The organism is Microbispora sp. NPDC004025, assembly GCF_053604425.1.
In genome coordinates this window covers 31185-50123 of record NZ_JBSGHN010000014.1, presented here as the reverse complement: position 1 = coordinate 50123, position 18939 = coordinate 31185, and the positions used below count along the sequence as shown (strand labels likewise).

At 70.0% G+C, this 18939-nt stretch carries 17 protein-coding genes and 3 pseudogenes; 7 read left to right on the top strand and 13 right to left on the bottom strand.

The genetic code is table 11. The annotated features are described in order from the left end of the window. Positions 1–304: 304 nt before the first annotated feature. From ACWEQG_RS29535 to ACWEQG_RS29515, 5 genes and pseudogenes are all read right to left on the bottom strand, one after another. Positions 305–454: a transposase gene (locus ACWEQG_RS29535; RefSeq protein WP_452289679.1), complete on the bottom strand. Its 150-nt coding sequence runs from the start codon at positions 452–454 to the stop codon at positions 305–307. Positions 455–740: 286 nt separating this feature from the next. Further along, positions 741–848 (bottom strand): annotated as a pseudogene (locus ACWEQG_RS29530) (transposase); the annotation flags it as partial. Between the two features lie 390 nt (positions 849–1238). Next, positions 1239–1433 (bottom strand): DUF6192 family protein, encoded by a 195-nt coding sequence (locus ACWEQG_RS29525; RefSeq protein WP_452289677.1) that lies wholly within the window; start codon positions 1431–1433, stop codon positions 1239–1241. Then, a pseudogene (locus ACWEQG_RS29520) lies at positions 1403–1827 on the bottom strand (DUF6192 family protein); the annotation flags it as partial. The pseudogene ACWEQG_RS29520 and the gene ACWEQG_RS29525, both read right to left, overlap by 31 nt. Positions 1828–2127: 300 nt before the next feature. Beyond that, positions 2128–2574, bottom strand: a complete 447-nt coding sequence (locus ACWEQG_RS29515; protein WP_346229712.1) for a MerR family transcriptional regulator — start codon at positions 2572–2574, stop codon at positions 2128–2130. Positions 2575–2633: 59 nt separating this feature from the next. Between ACWEQG_RS29515 and ACWEQG_RS29510 the strand changes: the two genes are divergently transcribed. Continuing rightward, positions 2634–3794, top strand: coding sequence for an aldo/keto reductase (locus tag ACWEQG_RS29510; RefSeq protein ID WP_452289676.1), 1161 nt, complete (start codon positions 2634–2636; stop codon positions 3792–3794). On the opposite strand, the gene ACWEQG_RS29505 is transcribed toward ACWEQG_RS29510, so the two are convergent. From ACWEQG_RS29505 to ACWEQG_RS29490, 4 genes are all read right to left on the bottom strand, one after another. Then, positions 3722–4675: a serine hydrolase domain-containing protein gene (locus tag ACWEQG_RS29505; RefSeq protein ID WP_452289971.1), complete on the bottom strand. Its 954-nt coding sequence runs from the start codon at positions 4673–4675 to the stop codon at positions 3722–3724. The two genes, ACWEQG_RS29510 and ACWEQG_RS29505, sit on opposite strands and share 73 nt — an antisense overlap. A gap of 484 nt (positions 4676–5159) precedes the next feature. Further along, positions 5160–5504 (bottom strand): hypothetical protein, encoded by a 345-nt coding sequence (locus ACWEQG_RS29500; RefSeq protein WP_452289674.1) that lies wholly within the window; start codon positions 5502–5504, stop codon positions 5160–5162. Positions 5505–5600: 96 nt separating this feature from the next. Continuing rightward, positions 5601–6764: a serine hydrolase domain-containing protein gene (locus ACWEQG_RS29495; RefSeq protein ID WP_452289672.1), complete on the bottom strand. Its 1164-nt coding sequence runs from the start codon at positions 6762–6764 to the stop codon at positions 5601–5603. A 492-nt stretch (positions 6765–7256) separates the two neighbouring features. Continuing rightward, positions 7257–8393, bottom strand: coding sequence for a serine hydrolase domain-containing protein (locus ACWEQG_RS29490; protein WP_452289670.1), 1137 nt, complete (start codon positions 8391–8393; stop codon positions 7257–7259). 146 nt (positions 8394–8539) lie between these two features. Here ACWEQG_RS29490 and ACWEQG_RS29485 point away from each other — a divergent pair, with 146 nt between their 5' ends. The 3 genes from ACWEQG_RS29485 to ACWEQG_RS29475 all read left to right on the top strand — a co-directional run bounded on the left by ACWEQG_RS29485 (position 8540) and on the right by ACWEQG_RS29475 (position 11804). Continuing rightward, complete coding sequence (locus ACWEQG_RS29485; RefSeq protein WP_452289668.1) at positions 8540–9817, top strand: sensor histidine kinase; 1278 nt, start codon at positions 8540–8542, stop codon at positions 9815–9817. After that, positions 9814–10488 (top strand): response regulator, encoded by a 675-nt coding sequence (locus tag ACWEQG_RS29480; RefSeq protein WP_452289666.1) that lies wholly within the window; start codon positions 9814–9816, stop codon positions 10486–10488. The genes ACWEQG_RS29485 and ACWEQG_RS29480 overlap by 4 nt, the downstream gene beginning before the upstream one ends. A gap of 665 nt (positions 10489–11153) precedes the next feature. After that, on the top strand, positions 11154–11804 hold the full coding sequence (locus tag ACWEQG_RS29475) for an NADPH-dependent F420 reductase (protein ID WP_452289664.1): 651 nt from the start codon (positions 11154–11156) through the stop codon (positions 11802–11804). Between the two features lie 28 nt (positions 11805–11832). Here ACWEQG_RS29475 and ACWEQG_RS29470 read toward each other — a convergent pair. The 4 genes and pseudogenes from ACWEQG_RS29470 to ACWEQG_RS29455 form a co-directional block, all read right to left on the bottom strand. Further along, positions 11833–12075, bottom strand: a pseudogene (locus tag ACWEQG_RS29470) (transposase); the annotation flags it as partial. Between the two features lie 350 nt (positions 12076–12425). Further along, entirely contained in the window at positions 12426–14009 is a 1584-nt protein-coding gene (locus ACWEQG_RS29465) for an ABC transporter permease (RefSeq protein ID WP_452289662.1), read from the bottom strand. Further along, a complete protein-coding gene (locus ACWEQG_RS29460) occupies positions 14006–14896 on the bottom strand; it encodes an ABC transporter ATP-binding protein (protein WP_452289660.1) in 891 nt (296 codons plus the stop codon). Before ACWEQG_RS29460 ends, ACWEQG_RS29465 begins: the two co-directional genes overlap by 4 nt. Beyond that, on the bottom strand, positions 14893–15519 hold the full coding sequence (locus tag ACWEQG_RS29455; protein WP_452289659.1) for a TetR/AcrR family transcriptional regulator: 627 nt from the start codon (positions 15517–15519) through the stop codon (positions 14893–14895). Before ACWEQG_RS29455 ends, ACWEQG_RS29460 begins: the two co-directional genes overlap by 4 nt. A 339-nt stretch (positions 15520–15858) precedes the next feature. On the opposite strand from ACWEQG_RS29455, the gene ACWEQG_RS29450 reads away from it, so the two are divergent. The 3 genes from ACWEQG_RS29450 (at position 15859) to ACWEQG_RS29440 (ending at position 18936) form a co-directional block, all read left to right on the top strand. Further along, on the top strand, positions 15859–16224 hold the full coding sequence (locus ACWEQG_RS29450) for a site-specific integrase (protein ID WP_452289657.1): 366 nt from the start codon (positions 15859–15861) through the stop codon (positions 16222–16224). A gap of 489 nt (positions 16225–16713) precedes the next feature. After that, the gene (locus ACWEQG_RS29445; RefSeq protein ID WP_452289655.1) at positions 16714–17028 is read left to right on the top strand and encodes a hypothetical protein; all 315 of its coding nucleotides are present in this window, start codon (positions 16714–16716) and stop codon (positions 17026–17028) included. Positions 17029–17379: 351 nt separating this feature from the next. Continuing rightward, positions 17380–18936: a ricin-type beta-trefoil lectin domain protein gene (locus ACWEQG_RS29440; RefSeq protein ID WP_452289653.1), complete on the top strand. Its 1557-nt coding sequence runs from the start codon at positions 17380–17382 to the stop codon at positions 18934–18936. Positions 18937–18939 lie beyond the last annotated feature (3 nt).

Here is an 18939-nt window from a genome sequence, read left to right as displayed (position 1 = left end):
AGGCCGCCGGGACTGCGTCGGTCCGATGCCTGGTCCATGCTGGTGGCCTTTTTCTGGTCAATCGTCTGGTCATGAGCGTGATCGAAGCGACGGTCAGGTGGGCTTCTCTGTGCGAGGGTTTGCGTTCAAAGTCGACCACGTTGCGGCAGGCGCTCATCAGCCAGGACAGAGACCTTTCGACGAGCCACCTTCTCGCGAGTACTTTGAACCCGGTCTGACCAGGCCGTTTCGTGACAACCTTCAGAGTGAGGTGCAGGAAGCGGCGGGCCCACTCAACCAGCGTCCCGGCGTAGGCGCTGTCGCCTCAGATGAGGGTGAGCTGCGGGTGCAGCATCCGCAGCCGGGCCAGTAACTCCCGGGCGGCCTCGCGGTCGGGCTGTCCGGCGGCCGTGACCATGACCATCATGAGCAGGCCGAAGGTGTCCACGACCAGGTGGCGTTTTCTCCCCGGCACCTTTTCCCTGCGTCATAAGACCGGGAGCGGCCGGTGACGGTGGCCGCGGCGCGCACCAACCGGGAGTCGATGACGCCCGCGACCGGGTTGGGGCAGCGCCCGGCGCGCAACCGGATGGCGCGGCGAAGCTCATCACGGACCCGGTTGAAGACCCCGGCCCTGGTCCAGCGGCTGAAGAACCCGAACACGGTCTGGTAAGGCGGAAAGTCCGCAGGCAGGGCCCTCCTCTGCAGGCGTTGTCGGTCACATACCTGATCGCGTCGAAGATGTCGCGGCGGTGGTGCTTTTCCGGTCGGCCGCCTGTGCGTGTCCGGCAAGCGGGCACCGGCAGGAGAAACTCGATCAAGGCCCACTCGGCGTCGGAGGTGTCAGACGGGTAGAGTCGCGGGCGCATCAGCTCACGCCGTCCCGCCTTGTTGAGCAGGGCCAGCACCAGGTTGACCCACTCCTCCTCCGGGCGAGCGGCTGCATGTGGTGCCGCCGTCGCCGACAACAGGCGGCTGATCCGGGTCAGCTCGTGGCGCATCCGCGAGCGCTCGTAAGCTGTCCAGTCATCGGGCTGGGAGGAGAAACGGTAGCCGTCGTCCGCCGTCCAAATCAGCGGGGTCAAGTGGGCCATCGCCGAGACCTCCCGAATGTAGAGGACGCCCTTGCGAACCTGATAGAGGCTCAGTTTGGTGGCGCCGACCAGTTGCCGGGCGGTCAATCCGGCGGGCCTCCAGCAGCGCGAGACGAACCTGATCGCCACAGACGTTGGCGGCCAGGCCCCTGAAGGGCATGGGCGCTACTCTCCGCGCAGCAGCCGGGCCAGGCCCTCATCCAGGCTCACGTCGCCGGACTCGACGGCCGCCTCCAGCCAGTCAGCGGTCGCGCGTACCCGGCCGAGAGCGCCTGCACGGTGGCCTTTTCCTCGGCGGTGAAGGCGTGCCCGCGCAGCGTCGGCAGCACCCGGCCTACCGCGGCCACGAACACCGAGCACGCGCCGACCAACTCGATGAAGTCGCGGCTGCGCTCGATCCGGGGCAGCGCCGGGGTGCGCTCCCGGACCGCCTCGCCAGCCTGCCGGGCCTGGTCGACCTGCGCACGGTTGACCAGATGCGGGCGGTGGTGTCGGTCATCGCCTTGAAGGCGACCTCCGGGCGGCGCAGCAGATCGGTCGACACGGCGGCGGCGACCTGCTCATCGCGGGCCAGGTCGTGGATGCGCTCGACCTTGTGCTGCACCGAGGTGGTGTCGGCGAACTTCTGGTCGACGGCCTGCTTGGCGGCTGTGTCGGTGCACCGGTGCGTCTGGGTGCGCTTGTCCAGCGGAGGTTTGGTGATGCGCTCCCAGCGCTCCTCATCGTCGCGGAGCGAGGCCAGCGTCTTGTGCATGTAGTACGGGACCTCGTGCCGGCTGTGCTGGGCCGGCCAGCGGGAGGCCACCCAGCGGTAGGTCTCCAACGTCTTCACTGGAATCGCGAGATCGTCGGCGAACAGCTGCAGTGATTGCGCCGCAAAGCTCTCCCTCGGCTCGTATCCGGCCCGGCTGGACCACGCGGAACTGCGGCGCATCGCCGACCTCGGCTTCGCTCACGGCTGGTTCAGACGCCCGATCGACCTCGGCAAGGTGATCGTGAAGGCGGCTGAGCCAACGGCCGGAGACGGTTGCGCGCGGCCCGGAGGCGTTCCCGGTCATACGCCACTGGGCTGTCTGCCCCGTTTCCACCGCACGGGCACGGTGCGGTGGCGGCCGCCACGCCGGGAGGTGACAGTGGGGGGCTGGACCTGGCCGGCCTCGGCGGCGTCGAGGTAGCGGATCAGCGCCTGACGGTTACGGTCCAGCACCTCCATGCGCTCGTCGATGTCCCGAAGGGCCTCCCGCAGGATGCCGACCAGATCCGGGCAGCTGGTCAGCCGTGGCTGCTTGCCCGCGGCGCACGGCAGCAGCTCGCGGATGACCTCGGTGGACAGCCCGGCGGCGAGCAAACCACGGATCTGCGCGACGATCATGGGGGCGTCGTCGGCGTAGTCGCGGTACCCGTTGGCCAGCCGGACGGAGGTGAGCAGGCCCTGTGCTTCGTAGTAGCGCAGCAACCGGGTGCTGACCGAGCTGCGGCGCGCCAGCTCGCCGATGAGCATGTGATCTGCCCCATATCAGCTTGACGTTCCAACCGATGCCAAACTTTAGCGTCGCTCCCATGCAGTACACGCATCTGGGCCGCACCGGCCTGCAGGTCTCCCGGCTCGTGCTCGGCACCATGAACTTCGGGCCGGACACCCCCGAGGTCACCAGCCACGCGATCATGGACCGTGCGCTCCACCTCGGCATCAACTTCTTCGACACCGCCAACATCTACGGCTGGCGCCTCGGCGAGGGCTGGACCGAGCAGATCATCGGACGCTGGCTGGCCAAGAGCGGGCGCCGCGACGACATCGTCCTGGCCACCAAGGTCTATGAGCCGATGGGGCAGGGCCCGAACACCCGCGGTCTGTCGGCGCTGCACATCCGCCGCCAGGTCGAGGACAGCCTGCGCCGCCTGCGCACCGACCACATCGATCTCTACCAGGCGCACCACATCGACAGGACCACGCCATGGGAGGAGTTCTGGCAGGCCATGGACCTCCTGGTGGAACAGGGCAAGATCTTGTACGTCGGCTCCTCCAACTTCGCCGGCTGGCACATCGCCCAGGCCAACGAGGCCGCCCGGCGACGCCACTCGCTCGGCCTGGTGAGCGAGCAGTCGCTGTACAACCTCGCCGAACGCACCGCGGAGCTGGAGGTGCTGCCGGCCGCCCGCGAATACGGCCTCGGCGTGATCCCCTGGTCCCCGCTGTACGGCGGCATCCTGGGCGGCATCCTGCGCAAGACCCACACCGGACGCGCCTCGGGATCCGACCTCACCGCCAAGCGGCTGGCGGCCAACCGCGAGCGGGTGGCGGCCTACGAGCTGTTCTGCGACGAGATCGGCCACCCCCCGGCCGACGTCGCCCTGGCCTGGCTGCTCCACCAGCCCGGCATCACCGGCCCGATCATCGGCCCGCGCACGCTGGACCAGCTCGACCGCTCGCTACAGGCCCTCGCTCTGCGCCTCGGCGCGAGCGAGCTGGCCCGCCTGGACGAGATCTTCCCCGGCCCCGGCCCGCCCCCGAGGCATACGCCTGGTAACCGGCCCGTCACCGACGCCCGAGGGACCGGAGATGCGGAAGAGGCCAGCCCCATCCCACCCGGCAAGCAGGAGAACCGCAGGCCTCCCGCCGGTCCAGTAGCCGCGGCTGCCGCCCGGGCTCAGCGGTCGCACATCGCGGCGACGAAGGCGTCGATCAGGTGCTGCCGATTGTCGGGCACGCCGGTGACGTAGACGGTGGCGGCGCGCCCGGCCCGGTCCCGGCCGCTGATCATCGCGGCGCCCGGCATGTCGCCGGCGGCGAAGTAGGTCTCGCCGCAGTCGGTCCTCATCCGGATCACGCCCAAACCGTAGTGGGCGCCCACGGGCCAGCCTTCCTGCTCGACCTTGACCGGCCGGATCATCATCTTGCTCAGCGGGGCCTTGCGCCAGAACCGGTTGAGGTCTTCGGGAGTGGAGACCAGGCCGCCGCTGGGGCCGAACTCGTAGGTGGGAAGCCGGTCGGTCAGGTCCACCTCGCCGTCCTGCGGGTGGCCGGGGTGCACCCCATAGGTGCGGGCGTGCGGGCCGCGGATGCCGTAGTCGCCCTTGGCCGGCCAGTACGTGTCCCGCATCCCGTACGGCTTGAGGATCAGGTCCCGGCTCGCCTGGCGGAAGTCCTTGCCGGTCACCGCGGTCACGATCATGCCGAGGACCAGGTAGTTGGTGTTGGCGTAGGCGAAGGAGCCCCGGGCCGTGGGCTTGAGCGTCAGCGCCACCTGAAGGAAGTCCGGGAAGGGCTCCTTCCACTCGATCGCGTCGAGGAACTCCGGCAGGCCGCTGGTCTGCTGAAGCAGCATCCGGACAGTGATCTTCCGCCCGTCGATCCCGGCGCCGTCGCCGGTGCCGCGCAGCACCTCGGGCAGGTAACGCTCCACCGGCGCGGCCAAGTCAATCTTCTTCTGATCGACCAGCCGCAGCACGGTGGCGGCCATGATCGGCTTGCTCCCGCTTGCAATCCTGAGCCGGCCCTCCGGACCGATCATCGGCTTCCCGCTCCCCCGCTGAGCGGTACCGGAGCGCCGGGTCACGCTCACCCCGCCGGGACTGCGCACCCGGCTCAACGCGCCCGCCATACCGTCCGTGGTGGTGAGCACGTCAAGGCGGGACTGCGGCGAGGGAGCCGCAGTGGCGGCATAGGCGGGAAGGACAGGGGCGAGGACCAGGCAACCGGCGGCAAGAGAACCAGCGACAGCAGCAGCGAGCAACTTCGTCATGCATCCAATGTCTCGGGAATCGCACCCAAGATCAGTCACGCCTGCATGCCTGTGCGGGTGGGGTCTTCCCTACCATCGAGGTGATCGCCAAGCGACGCATACGCTCACGCCACCCGCCTGACGCACCTGAACGCCACTCTCCACCGCCGGTGGGTCACTCGCGCAGTTTCCTTTCCGCCCCTCGGTACCACCCCTGCCTGGCGGCCCCGAGCCGGCCAGGGTGAAGCGCACGGTGTGCCGGCCGGGGCCAGCCGCATCGTGCCGAGAAGCAGCACGTCATAGCCTTCCGCGTGCTCCGAGGTCGTGTCGAAGACGTGGTTGCGGGGGTGCGTGCCGTCCACGGTCACGTCGACCAGGCCGCCGCCGGGGAGCGGTAGTAGCGCAGGAGGAGGTCGTACTCCGCCCGCCGGGGGACGGTGACAGGGTATTCCAGGTGGTCGCCGACGGCGGCCGGGGTGAAGACCACGCGGGCGCCGCCGCGAGCCGTCGCTTTCCTGACGACCGCGACAGAGCCGTTCGACGGCCGGACGCCCGCCAGGCGGGCGAGGTCGACGGCCTGCTCGCTGACACGCGGGCCGGCAGCGGACAGCCGTTGGCGGTACCCGTCGGACCTCGGCCCCGCACTTCGTTCGCGTGTGCGCCGGTGGCCGATCGCGGGCGCGGCGAGTGCCGTCGCGCCGTCGGTCAAAACGGCTTTCGCCGACTACGGTCAGGGCCCTGCCCGTTCGTCAATGACGGAATTCAAGGCCATGAGCGTGACGGAGCCGTTGTTTTCTCGCTGTTGTCAGTCCTTCGGGCAGAAGATCGCTTCGGCGGCCTTGACCAGAAGCGGATCCAGCGCCTGGTCAGTGTTGGGGACGGCCAGGGTGGCCGACAGGGCGAACTGCGTGCGGCCGTCACGTGAGACGAAGGTGACCGCGTTGAAGCCGGGGCCGCTGCCCTTGAGCGACATGATCGCCGGCTGGCCCCCGCACGGCAGTGCGGGCTGCGGCTGGCCGCCCCTGCCTTCGGACGGCTGCCCGGACGGGTGCGGCGCGCTGCTCGGTGGTCCCATGAGCACCTTCTTCAGTTCTTCGGGCAGCAGCCGGTTCTGGGCGAAGGCCCGCTGGAAGGCGCTGATGTCGTGTGCGGTGGAGATGACGCCGCCGGCGGCGTAGCCGTAGCTCATGTTGTGCCGGTCCACATCGCGCAGTTTGCCCGTGCTGTCGGGGAAGTAGCCGTGGCCGTGCGGGCCCTTGATGCCGCCGGGGAACGTGGTGGGCAGGTAGGAGTCGTCCATGCCGACGGGATCGAAGAGCCGCCGCTCGAACTCGGCGGCCACGGTGTGCTTGGTGTACCTCTCGATGATCAGGCCGAGCAGCATGTAGTTGGTGTTGGAGTAGGAGAACTCTTCTCCCGGTTCCTGCGTCCGGGGCAGAGTGCGGGTCTCCTTCACCAGCTCGATCGGCGGGTAGTAGGTGGTGAAGTCGAAGGTGTCGACCACCTCGTCTTGCAAGAAGTTGGGGATGCCGGAGGTGTGCTGGACGAGCTGCTGCAGGGTGATCTCGCTCGCGCGTTCCACCAGGTCCTTCTCGGCGACCTCCGGGAGCAGGTCGCTGAGCTTGTCGTCGAGCTTGAGCTTGCCCTCCTTGACCAGTTGCAGCACCACGACGCCGGTCATCTGCTTGGTCTGGGAGCCGACCCGGAAGCGTGCGCCGGTCGGGATCCTGCCGCCCTTGCCGTTCAGCAGGCGGGTGCCGGCCGAGCCCTTGCCGACGCGCTCGCCGTCGACGTAGACCTCGCCGATGGCACCCACCACTTCGGGCGTCTTGGCCAGTTCCTCCAGCGCCTGCTGCACATCCCCCAGACGGGGCCGGCTCGCGGCGGAGTCCGCCGCGGCGGGCAGAATACTCAGCGTCAGCAGGGCGCAGGCCAGGCCGGCCAGGCCGGCCGCTGTTGCACGATTCACGAAAAAAATCCTTCCTTGGGGCCCGTGCACGAAGCCACCGGGTGGGATCGCCTCGCGCACGGCCGACGAGACCAACCCCATGGGTAGCCGGCGAACCACCGGAACCGAGGGGGGCCGGGACAGGCGCGGCACGTAGCCTGCGCCTCGCCCCTGGAGGCGGGGGCGGGCTCGGGGAGCCCGGCGCTGATCTGTAGTTCGGCGCCGGGCCTTCATAGTGAGCGAGGGTCAGGCCCCTCCGAATCTCGGCTGCCTAGTGGAGCTCCCCCGGGCCGGGTGGGACCTCAACCGGCCCCGTAGTCCCCGGGGCGCTTCGGTGCGGCGCTGCCACGCCTTGTCAGGGGTATCGCCAGTCCACCTTGCGCTCGAGCGGCGTCGATGTGGGAGTCGCGCTGACGGTCGTCCCGGTCGAGGATCCATCCGCCGGAGACCTGGCGCTTCGGTGGCCGCCGTCGCACGGCGAGCGGGTCGTCCCTCTGGAACGGCCGCCCGTCTTTATGCCTGGGGGCAGAACACCGTTTTGGCCGCTTGCCGGGTGGCGTTGATCATGGCCTGGCGTTCGCGGTCGGACATGGCCAGCGTGGTGGACACGGCGAACTGCATGCGGCCGTCGGCCGACGTGTAGGTGATGGAGACGAACCCGGGGAAGCTACCCGCTATCGCAGGCGGGATCTCGGGCTTGCCGCCACACATGCCGCCGGGCGGCAGCGGGGGCTGCCCCTCCGGCGGATCGGTGATCAGCTTCTGGAGCGACGCCGGCAGCAGCTTGCCTCGCCGGAAGGCGCGCTGGAAGGCGCTCATGTCGTGCGCGGTGGACACCACACCCCCGGCGCCCAGCAGGTAACTGGCGTTGACGCGGTCGACGTCGCGCATCGTGCCCGTGTCGTCGGGGGCGTAGCCGTGCCCGTGCGGGCCGGTGATTCCCTGAGGGGGCGCGACAGGCAGGTAGGTGTCCCTCATCCCTAGTGGGGTGAACAGCCGCCGCTTGAACTCGGTCGCCAGGCTGCGGCCGGTCAGCTTCTCGATGATCAGGCCGAGGAGGATGTAGTTGGTGTTGGAGTATTGGTAGGTCCCGATCTCGACGGTCCGGGACTTCTTCCGTGAGAGCGCCAGCAGGTCGGCCGGGCTGTAGCGGGTGGTGAAGTCGAACAGGCCCACCGGCATGTATTCGGGGATGCCGCTGAGGTGCCGGAGCAGATGCCGTACCGTGATCTCTCCCGCCTGCTCCACCTGGTTCTTCGTCGCCACGTCCGGCAGGACGTCGGCGAGCGTGTCATCCAGACTGATCTTTCCTTCCTCGACCAACTGCAGCAGCACCGTGGCCGTCATCTGCTTGGTCTGCGAGCCGATCCGGTAGCGGGCACTGGAGGGGATCTTGCCGCCCTTGCCGCCGAGCAGGCGGGAGCCGGCCGAGCCCGTGCCGACGCGTTTGCCGTCGACGTACACCTCGCCGATGGCGCCGACGACGCCGGGAGTCTCGGCCAGGGTCTCCATGGCCTGCTGGACGTCGCCCACCAGCGGCTTGGTCGCAGTGGTTGTGGTGGCCGTGGCGGGCACCGCGGTGCCCAGCGTCAGGAGCGCGCAGGACAGAGCGGCGGTCCGGGCCGCCCTTGAGAGTTCGCGTCGAATCATGTGATCACCTTGGTGGCCGCGCGGCGCTGCCCGCGTCTGGCGGCGGTCACATGAACGCGTCTGTCCAAGGATGTACGCGCGGGGCGGCACATCCCTCCTGAGACAGACGTGACGGCACGCGAGCGGACTTTACACTTGCCAAAACCATGACAAAGCACAGTGTGGCCGTCCTGCGCGGCTGGGTGCGCCGCGCGGCGGTGCAGGACACGGCCCTGGGGGCCGGGCTGCTGGCGGCCTGCGTGACGGTGAACCACCCGCAGGCCGCGGTGGCCGCCGCGCCCGGCGCCCATGGCATGGCCGGCCTGTGGGTGTGGTGGGGCATGACCGCGCTCATCGTGACCGGTGTCGCGCTGCGCCGGAGCCGGCCGCTGCCGATGCTGGCGCTGTGCACAGCGGCGGCGGGGGTGCACCTGGCCGCCAATGTGCCCCCGATGATCGCCGATCTTGGGGTGCTGATCGTGCTGTACACCGTCGCGGCCCGCACCACCCGGGCCGTCTCCGCCGCGGTGTTGGCCGCCCTGCTGCTGCTCGTCACGGCGTGGAGTCTGTACCAGGGGCTCGCCGGTCTGCCGACCCCGGTCTTCCAGGTACGCCACGCCCAACCGCGCGGGCCCGAGCAGGCCACGCGGGAGAACGGGCCGGTCGCCTGGAGCGGGGTGTTCGTCCTGGGCTCGGGGCTGGTGGCCGCCTGGGCGATCGGATCGAGCGCGCGCAGCCGCCGGGCCTACCTGGAACAGCTCCGCGAACGTGCCCGCGACCTGGAGCGTGAACGCGACCAGCAGGCGGCGCTGGCCGTGGCCGCCGAGCGCGGGCGGATCAGCCGGGAGATGCATGACGTCGTGGCGCACGGCCTGTCTCTGATCGTCATTCAGGCGCAGGGCGCCGCTGCCGCGCTGGAGCACCGGCCCGCCGACACCCGCGCCGCCCTGGAGACCATCGTCACGACCGGGCGGGCCAGCCTGGCCGACATGCGGCGGGCGCTCGGCGCGCTCGGCGAGGTGGACGACGCCTGGCATCCCCAGCCGGGGCTGGCCCAGCTCCCCGCTCTGCTGGCCCGGGTACGGCGGGCGGGCACACCGGTGCGGCTGCGCGTCGACGGTGTCCCCGCCACCCTGCCCGCCCCGGTGGACCTGACGGCATACCGGATAGTCCAGGAGGCGCTGACCAACACCATGAAGCACGCCGGCGCCGGCGCGAGCGCCGACGTGGTCCTGACCTATGGCGACACGACAGTGAATATCGAGGTCACCGACGACGGGCAGGGCCCGCCACACGACCCGCGCCACGGCAACGGACTGCGCGGCATGCACGAGCGCGTGAAACTGCTCGGCGGTACCCTCCGCACCGGGCCGGTGGCCCGGGGCGGCTTCACCGTGCGGGCGTCGCTGCCGGTGGAAGAGCGGGCCGACGGGCCACGCGCATGATCCGCGTCCTGCTCGCCGACGACCAAGCCCTGGTCCGCACCGGCTTCCGCATGATCCTGGAGAACGCTCCCGATATGGAGGTGGTCGGCGAGGCCGGCGACGGCGCCCAGGCGGCCGTGATGGCGCACGAGCTGCGGCCGGACATCGTGCTGATGGACGTGCGCATGCCGGAGGTGGACGGCGTCGAGGCGACCCGCCGCATCTGCGCCGGCGCCCAAGGCGGTCCTGGAACAGACATTCGAATTCTGATGCTGACGACCTTCGACCTCGATGAATACGTCTACGCCGCCCTCCATGCCGGCGCGAGCGGCTTCCTGCTCAAAGACACCCTCGCGTCCGATCTGCTGTCGGCCATCCGCGTGGTCGCCCGCGGCGACGCGGTCGTCGCGCCCAGCGTGACCCGCCGGCTCCTCGAGCGCTACGTCGGCACCGGCCCCCGGCCCGCCGCATCCACCATCCGTCCCGACGCCCTGACCGAACGCGAACGCGAAGTGCTCGCGCTCATCGCCCGCGGTCTGTCCAACAGCGAGATCGCCGGGCTCCTGCACCTCACCGAGGGCACCGTCAAGACACACGTCAGCCGGATACTGTCCAAGCTCGGCCTGCGCGACCGGGTCCAGGCCGTGGTGTACGCCTACGAATCCGGCGTGGTACGCCCGGGAGCCGGCTGAACCGCGAGCGGGACAGGACGACGGAGCGGCGTGGCAGGCCACGCCTGGGGCTTCAGCCGTGGGCGGCCTGGCGCTCCAGGAACGCGTACGCGTCGGCCACGCCGACACCAGGGAACGACCCGGGCGGCAGCGCGGCCAGCATGCGGGGATTGACGCGCACCGACGGCCAGGTGTAGCCCTCCCAGCGGTGCGAGGATCACGGGCCGTCACGCCCCGATGCGGTGGTCTGCCACTTGTGCTCGGCCAGTTTTACCGCTGAGATCAACAGGATGATGGCGACAGCCGAAATAGGAACGAGGTCGGGAATCGCCCCCAGAAGCACACCCGCTCGGCAGAGTGCCGACGATAGATCCAGCGGTCATGACGGCAACGAAACGCAGACTAGCGCGCGAGACGGCGAAGCTGCCGATGCGATTGTAAGAGGGTGTTGCTGCACTTTCCGCGTCGTTGTCGTCGGTGCCAACTGTGTGACGCTGTGCGATTTCATGTCGCGCAGCGGGTGAAGGTTGCCGGGTAGGCGGCGTCTCCAGGCGGGTGCAGGAAACGGTGCTCTCGCTGCGGCGGGTGGTCTTGCGCCGGGTGCGAGGTCCTACGACCAATGGCGTAGGACATACCCGGCTGTGGCCTGAGGCGGCGGCGGGCGAGACCGCCATAGCGTCAACGCCATGAAGATCGGAATCCTTGGAACGGGCAACGTAGGACGGGCACTGGCCGCCGGCTGGACCGGTGCGGGCCATGACGTCGTCCTGGGATCGCGGCGGTCGGACGACACCCAGTTGCGGGCGGAACTGGCGGCCACGCTCGGAGAGGGCGTACCGGTCGTGGACCCGCTCTCAGCCGTCGTGGGCGCGGAGGTGGTGGTCAACGCGACACCCGGCACAGCCTCCGTGCCGCTGCTCGCCGAGATAGGCGCCCCGGCCCTGGCGGGGAAGGTGCTGCTCGACGTGTCGGTCGGTTTCACCGAGGACGGCGCGCTCTCCCATCCTGGAGAGAGCCTCGGTGAGGAGATCCAGCGAACGTTTCCGGACACGATGGTCGTCAAGACGCTCTGCACCATCGACGCACGGCTCATGGGTGCGCCTGACTCGTTGGAGGGCCCGAGCACGGTCTTCCTCTCAGGGGATGACGGCGAGGCCAAACGCACGGTCGGCGGGCTCTTGCATGACCTCGGCTGGCCCGCGGAGTCGCTGCTCGATCTGGGAGGCATCACCACGGCTCGGGGCCAGGAGCATTACAGCCTGCTCTTCCTGGGGATCGCCGGCGCCATCGGCTCGTACGGTTTCGGGATACGGGTGGTGGCTCCGTCCCGGGGCTAGGCGGCAGTCTTCAGTGCGTTCCGGTGAGCCAGGCGTCGAGCCTGGTGAGGTTCATCGCCGCGGCAATGAGTAGGTGCTGGAGATGGGTCTTGGCGGTCCCGCGGTAGCGGGACCGCCGCAGGCCGAAGCCTTTGACGCCCTGGGCGATGGTGCCCTCGATGCCTTGCCGGTGGGCGTAGCGTTGCTGCCACTCGTCGGTGCTCTGCCTGACCCGCGCGCGTTACAAGGCTTCGTGCTCTTCCCGTGGGCGCAGGGTGATGCGCCGGCCTTTCGCTCCGCGGGTGCGCAGGTGATCGTCGATGGTCACGAACTGCTGGATCCACACGTGGCGTAAGTTCTGCACTGCGGGATGTCGCGCAGCCGTGCAGGTGCGCTCTCCGAGTAGACCGCGCGCAGCACGCCGTACCCATCAGCTCCGATTCCGTGGCCGAGTTGGATGCGCTCGACCTTGTTCTTGGGCAGCCGGAAGTCCTCGATGCGCGCCTCGTACCGGTCGAACCAGTCGTCGATGCGTTCTACGGCTGAGCAACGGTGGTCGCGTTCACCACGCGGACGCCGCCGTCCTGCGTCCAGAAGATGAACACCGCTGGCTGTCTGCTATCAGCGCCTCTCTGGGGCTGTTCAGGCGGAGGGCATCAGGTCGCGGCGGCGCAGGAACGCCAGACCCGCCGTGGTCAGGGTGATGGCTACTACGGTCAGCCCCAGCAGCGACGCAACCGATGACGAGGTGCCGCTGAGCAACATCGCCGGCACGTGCACGAACGGCGAAAGGTCCAGAACGATCCCGGTGGCCAGTTTGAATTCCGCCAGCAGGTCCACGACCAGGAAGAGGCCGAGCGCGGTCCAGCTCACGGCCGCCGCCAGCCGTGGCAACAGGCCGAACATCAGCGTCGCGATCCCGGTCATGGTCCAGACCGCGGGCAGGTAGGCCAGCGTGGCCCCGGTGACGCGGGCCACGTCGCCGTCGAAGGTGAGCCCCGCCGCCGCGCCCAGCACGGTCAGCAGCAGCACTGGGCTCACGACGGCGAGTACCAGGTGACTCAGCGCCCAGCGCAGCCGGCCGACGGGGGTGGACAACAGCAGTTCGGCCCGGCCCGCCGCCTCCTCCGTACGGGCGCGCAGCGCCGACACCAGTGCCGCTCCCGCGACGAGCTGGCTGAGCACGTACATCACGAACGTGAAGAACACGTCCGAGAGCCGGGCCTCGGCGCCGCCGAGAGTCGCGGCCAGCTCCCGCAACTGCGGCGTGTCCAACTGGGTGTTCAGCCCGCGTGCCGCCACGCCGAGCAGGGCGCCCAGCGCTCCGAATCCGATCGCGAAGCCCGCGAGCGTGCTGCAGTGCAAGCGAGCGGCCAGGCTGAACGCGCCCGGCAGGGTTCCGCCGGCGGGTCCGGGGCGGGCGGGAATCAGGCCGTCGGCCACGTCACGCCGTGTGGACAGCGCGAACGCGACCGCCGTCAGGGCTGCGACGAACACCGCGATCAGCCCCAGCACCCACCACTGGTCCCCGGCGTAGGGCCTGGTCAGCCGGACCCAGCCGAACGGCGACACCCAAGCCAGCCAAGTGACGTGACCGGCGTCGGCCAGCGAGCGCAGCGCGAACAGCAGGCCGCCGGCCGCGATCGCGATGCCGCGTGTCGTCCCGGAGGAGGCGGTGAGCTGCCCGGTGACGGCGGCCACGGCCGCGAACGCCCAGCCGCCCGCGGCCGTGGACAGCCCGAACAGCAGCGAGGAACCCGCGGGCAGGCCACCCGTGACCAGGGCGGGCACCGACAGCAGGCCCAGGAGCAGGTTGGCGGCCAGCACGACCGCGAGCGCGGCGGCCAGCGGGGCGTGACGGCCGATGACACCCGAGGCCAGCAGCTCGCGTCGGCCGGTCTCCTCCTCGACCCGGGTGTGCCTGATCACCAGCAGGATGCTGACGAGCCCGCCGATCAGCGCGAGGGAGGAGCCGAGCGTCCAGGCGGTCAGGCCGCCGACGCTCGCGTCGTAGATGGGGCCGCGCATCGCCAGCTGCGCCGGGTTGCCCGCCGAGGCGGCCGCGAAGGAGTCTCGGGCGGCCTGGTCGGCGTACAGGTCGGTGGTGGCGGAGGCGATGCTCGCCGGCAGCAGTGCGCTGATCACGATCCACACCGGCAGCAGCACGCGGTCCCTGCGCAGGATGAGCCGGATCAGTGTCCCTGTGCCGGTCATGGTGCCGGTCATCTGGCGGCTCCCTCGTAGTGGCGCAGGAACAGTTCCTCCAGCGTCGGCGGCTGCGTGGTCAAGGTGCGTACGCCCGCTCTGGCGAGCTCGGCGAGCACCGCGGTGAGCGCGTCACCGTCGACCTGGCAGCGCAGCCGCGCGCCGTCCACGGTCAGATCGTGTACGCCGGGCAGGGTGGCCAGCGCGGGAGCGGGCCCGATCAGCTCGGCGGTCACCGACGTGCGGGTGAGGTGGCGCAGGTCGGCCAGGCTGCCGGACTCGACGGTATGGCCGGCGCGGATGATGCTGACGCGGTCGCACAGCGTCTCCACCTCCGACAGGATGTGGCTGGACAGCAGCACGGTGCGGCCGTCGCGCTTCTCCCGCAGGACGCACTCGTTGAAGACCGCCTCCATGAGCGGGTCCAGACCCGAGGTCGGCTCGTCCAGGATCAGCAGTTCGGCGTCGGAGGCGAACGCGGCCACCAGCGCCACCTTCTGCCGGTTGCCCTTGGAGTAGGTACGGCACTTCTTGCGCGGGTCGAGCTCGAAGCGCTCCAGCAGCTCGGCGCGCTGCCTGGGGTCCAGGCCGCCACGGGCCCTGCCCAGCAGGTCGATGACCTCGCCGCCGGTCAGCGAGGGCCACAGGGTGACGTCGCCGGGCACGTAGGCGAGCCTTCGGTGCAGTTCGGTGGCGTCGCGCCAGGGGTCGCCGCCGAGTAACGCGACCTGGCCGCCGTCGGCGCGCATCTGGCCGAGCAGGATACGTATCGTGGTGGTTTTGCCGGCACCGTTGGGCCCGAGAAAGCCGTGCACCTCGCCCGTCTTGACGGTGAGGTCGAGCCCGTCCAGGGCCTTGGCCCGGCCGAAGCTCTTGACCAGGCCGCCCACGTGCACTGCGGCGTTCATCGTTGTCCCTCGACCTTCTCGAGGCCCGTCCGCGCCTGATCGAACAGCTCGCGGCCGAGGAATTCCGGTCTGATCAGATCGAGCTGGGCCTTGCCGACGCGTACTGCGCCTTGCGGGGCGTACAGGTCCGTGCCCAGCGCGCGGGAGACGTGCTCGTGCAGCACCGTGATGCCGAGCTTCATCGCGGTCAGCACGGTCGCGCGGGCGCGATGGTCGGCCTCCGAGCGGTCGTCGTCGGCGAGATGCTCCTCCGTCACGCTGACGAGTTCGTCGAACATGGCGGCGGCTGCGGGGGAACCGTCCACAAGCGCGCGGCCGAGGTATTTCATCAGGGGCGGCGCGGTTAGATGGACGTTCTCGATGAATTCGGGCTTGTCCAGGTTGTGGTCGGTGACGCCTACGGTGACCTGCTCGCGCAGGTAGCTGAGGACGTACTCGTCGCAAGCCTGTCTCAGCGCTTCCTTGGTGCCGAAGTGGTGCTGCACCAGGCCGGGCGAGACTTTTGCGGCCTCGGCGATCCCACGGATGGTGGTGGCCTTCACCCCCTGCTCGGCGAACAGCGCCATCGCAGCGTCGCGGATGCGGGCGCGCGTCGTCAGGTCCTCTTCAGAAATTGGTCGCACGTCCAAGAGTCTATACAAACGTATCGGTCGCCATACGAACGTTCAGCACATCAACCACCACAGGTCGCGACCTGCGACCAACGCATCTGAGGCACCTCGGCGAATGTCGAACTTGTGGTGGGAGATGTCTCCGGATGAGGCGGGGGCGTTCGCCGCTGTTCCATCCCGTTGGCCGGCCGCGCGACGCATGGAGCCGCTACGCCGCGGGGGCAACACGGATGGTCACCACCCAGTCCCGCGGAGCCGACAACTCGCGACAGCTGAATGGGCGAGCCCGCCAGTACGGGTACGGCACCGAAGAGGTTTCGGGATGACCTTCGCTATCTGGCACCTCGGCGGATGGTGGAGGTCGGCACGGTAGATCCAATAACCGTGGAGCAGCTCGGCCGCACACACCCACTCGCCCGCCATCCCGACGACTATCTCACCGACCTGGCCAACGCCGGCGCCTCCGTCCGCACCCGGCGCGCCTACCGCGGCGACCTGATCACCTTAGCCGCCCACCACGGCGAGGAGATCGGCGCACTGTCCGCCGCGCCGGTTCGCGCGTTCCTGGCCGAACTCGTCGACCTGACACCGGCCAGCCGCAAGCGCAAGCGCGCCGCCGTCGCTTCCTTCGCCAAGTGGGCCGTCCGCCACGACCTGCTGCACGCCAACCGATGGACCGGATCGACACGGTCAAGGTGCCCAAGAGCCCGGAGATGACCAGCACTATCGACGGGTTGGGGCCCCCTCGATCCGGTGCTGGCGGCGAATCTGCGGTGGCTGTCGGGTCACCGGCAGCCTTACCGCCTCAACCCTGATCACGATGTCCCGCTGCGGCGGGCGTTCGCCCTGGCCTCACCTTTGCTGGCGACGTCCGAAGCGTCCGTGATCCGATCGCGGTGCTGCCGTCGGTGTTTCATCTGCTCTGGTCGGGGGTGCTGCAGGCCGATCTGGCCGACGCGCCGTTGAGCGGCGCCACCGTGGCGAGGGTCAGCGGTGAAGCACGATGATGGTGTCGAGCCCAACTGAGCTGGAGGTGGGCGATGAGGTGCACATCGGTGGGCGGCGCGCCGCGGTCGTCGCGGTGACGGGTACGGGTGCCTCACGTTGCAGCGGTATCGGCGCCGATATGAAACCGAGGGGCTCTGGGGCCTGGCCGATGCCCGGTTCGCCCGGCCCTCGTCGCCGGCTGGCAGAGCGGACCAGCGCGTGGTCGAGGCCGTCCGCCAGGCCGTGCGGGAGCAGAGGGACGAGTCCACCGGCACAGTTGATCGGCTGCGGCGGCGGGTGGAACAGATTCTGCGGGAAGGTGACGTAGAGCCGGCGGAGGTGATGCCCTCGCGTGCGGGGTTCTACCGGCTGGTCGAGGGGGTGTCGGCGGGCAAGCACACCTTCGGCTCGGCTCGGACCCGCCGGTCGCTGGCCAAGCGCCCCGACCGCTCGTTCGGGACGGTGTCGGCAATCCGGCCAGGTCAGTGGATGCAGATCGACTCCTCGCCGTTGAACATCGCGGTGCGCTTGTAAAACGGCGTCATCAACCGGGTCCAGCTGACCTGGATGATCTATCTGGCGACCAGGACGATTCCCGCGGCGGCGCTGCGGCCGGCGACCAAGGCGGTGGATGCGGCCCTGCTGCTGGCCCGCTCGCTTACACCGGAGCCGATGCGGCCGGGCTGGGTGGAGGCATTGCGGATGTCGCGGTCGGTCCTGGACACCGGGCCGCGTGCTGATCGGACCGGGCGGGCCGCGCTCGCCGAGAGAGATCAGTGGCGGGATATGTGCGGAAATGTTGGGCCTTGACGGATGACTCGACAACTGTAAAGGTTCTTTTCAGAGAGCGCTCTCACGTCTCGTCCACCCCCCTGAAGGACTGCCGTGAGACTGACCGTGCTGACCGGCGTGGCGGTGTTCGCCGTCGCGCTCGTCCTCCCCGGCGTGCCCGCGCACGCCGCCCCCTCCCCCGTCCCCCCGCCAGGTCCCGCCCCCTCCACCGGCGCCGCGGTGACGATGCAGCAGGCGCTGCAGCGCGATCTGCGCCTGACCCCGGAACAGGCGCGAATCCGCCAGACGCGCGAGGCCGCGGCGGCGGCCGTCGAGCGCCGGGTGCGCGCCGAGCTCGGCGACCGCTTCGCCGGCGCCTGGTACGACCCCGCGCAGCAGCGCCTGGCCGCCGGTGTCCTCGACGCGGGCGACACCGAGCGGGTCCGCGAGGCGGGCGACACCGAGCGGGTGCGCGCGGCAGGGGCGATCCCCGTTCCGGTGAAGCGCAGCGACAGGCAGCTGAACGACGTCAAGGCCGCGCTCGACCGGGCCGCCGGCAGTGCGGGCACCGCGGTCCACGGCTGGTACGTCGACCCCGCCGCCAACGCGGTCGTGGTGTCGGCGGCCGACCGGGCCGCGGCCGAAGGCTTCGTACGGGCCGCGTCCGCCGACGCGGCGGCGACGCGGATCTCCGTCGCCCAGGCCCCCCACCTCGTGTACGACCTCCGGGGCGGCGACCAGTACGTCGTCAACGGCAACGTGCTGTGCTCTGTCGGATTCTCGGTGAACAACGGCGGCTTCGTCACCGCCGGGCACTGCGGGCGCGCCGGCGATCCGACGCTGGGATACAACAACGTCGCCCAGGGCGCCTTCGCCGCGTCGTCGTTCCCCGGCGACGACTACGCCTGGGTGCGCACCAACGGCGACTGGACGCCGCGCCCCTGGGTCAGCGACTACGGCGGGGGCACCGTCCCGGTGGCCGGCTCACAGGAGGCCCCCGTCGGGGCGTCGATCTGCCGCTCCGGACGCACCACCGGCTGGCGCTGCGGGGTCGTCCAGGCCAGGAACGTGACCGTGAACTACTCCGGCTCGCTGGTCTACGGGCTCACCCAGACCTCCGCCTGCGCCGAGGGGGGCGACTCGGGGGGCGCCTACATCTCCGGCGACCAGGCCCAGGGCGTCACCTCCGGCGCCTCGGGCAACTGCTCCACCGGCGGCGTCACCTTCTTCCAGCCGGTCAACGAGATCCTCGGCGCGTACGGCCTCAGCCTCACCACCACCGGCGGTGACACGAGCTCACTGATCAGCGGCCTCAACGGCAAGTGCGTCGACGTGCCCGGCGCCGACTTCCGCGACGGCGCCCCGCTGCAGATGTACACGTGCAACGGCACCGTCGCACAGAAGTGGACGTTCACCGGCGGCACGCTGCGCACGCAGAACAACCTGTGCATGGACGTCGCCTGGGGATCCAGGGACAACGGCGCGGTGATCCAGATCGCGACCTGCAGCGGCAACCCCGCTCAGCAGTTCGTGCTCAGCACGGCGGGCGATCTGGTCAATCCGCAGTCCGGCAAGTGCGTCGACATCGACGCCTGGAACGCCGGCGACGGCGCCCGGCTGATCCAGTGGGAGTGCCACGGCGGCGCCAACCAGAAGTGGCGGCGGGGCTGATGC

Excerpts from the sequence above, each read along its gene's own strand:
- ACWEQG_RS29475 (WP_452289664.1), top strand. The coding sequence starts at position 11,154 with ATGAAGATCGGAATCCTTGGAACGGGCAACGTAGGACGGGCACTGGCC.
- ACWEQG_RS29510 (WP_452289676.1), top strand. The coding sequence starts at position 2,634 with ATGCAGTACACGCATCTGGGCCGCACCGGCCTGCAGGTCTCCCGGCTC.
- ACWEQG_RS29465 (WP_452289662.1), bottom strand. The coding sequence starts at position 14,009 with ATGACCGGCACCATGACCGGCACAGGGACACTGATCCGGCTCATCCTG.
- ACWEQG_RS29480 (WP_452289666.1), top strand. The coding sequence starts at position 9,814 with ATGATCCGCGTCCTGCTCGCCGACGACCAAGCCCTGGTCCGCACCGGC.
- ACWEQG_RS29460 (WP_452289660.1), bottom strand. The coding sequence starts at position 14,896 with ATGAACGCCGCAGTGCACGTGGGCGGCCTGGTCAAGAGCTTCGGCCGG.
- ACWEQG_RS29485 (WP_452289668.1), top strand. The coding sequence starts at position 8,540 with ATGACAAAGCACAGTGTGGCCGTCCTGCGCGGCTGGGTGCGCCGCGCG.
- ACWEQG_RS29505 (WP_452289971.1), bottom strand. The coding sequence starts at position 4,675 with ATGGCGGGCGCGTTGAGCCGGGTGCGCAGTCCCGGCGGGGTGAGCGTG.
- ACWEQG_RS29450 (WP_452289657.1), top strand. The coding sequence starts at position 15,859 with ATGGTGGAGGTCGGCACGGTAGATCCAATAACCGTGGAGCAGCTCGGC.
- ACWEQG_RS29490 (WP_452289670.1), bottom strand. The coding sequence starts at position 8,393 with ATGATTCGACGCGAACTCTCAAGGGCGGCCCGGACCGCCGCTCTGTCC.
- ACWEQG_RS29515 (WP_346229712.1), bottom strand. The coding sequence starts at position 2,574 with ATGCTCATCGGCGAGCTGGCGCGCCGCAGCTCGGTCAGCACCCGGTTG.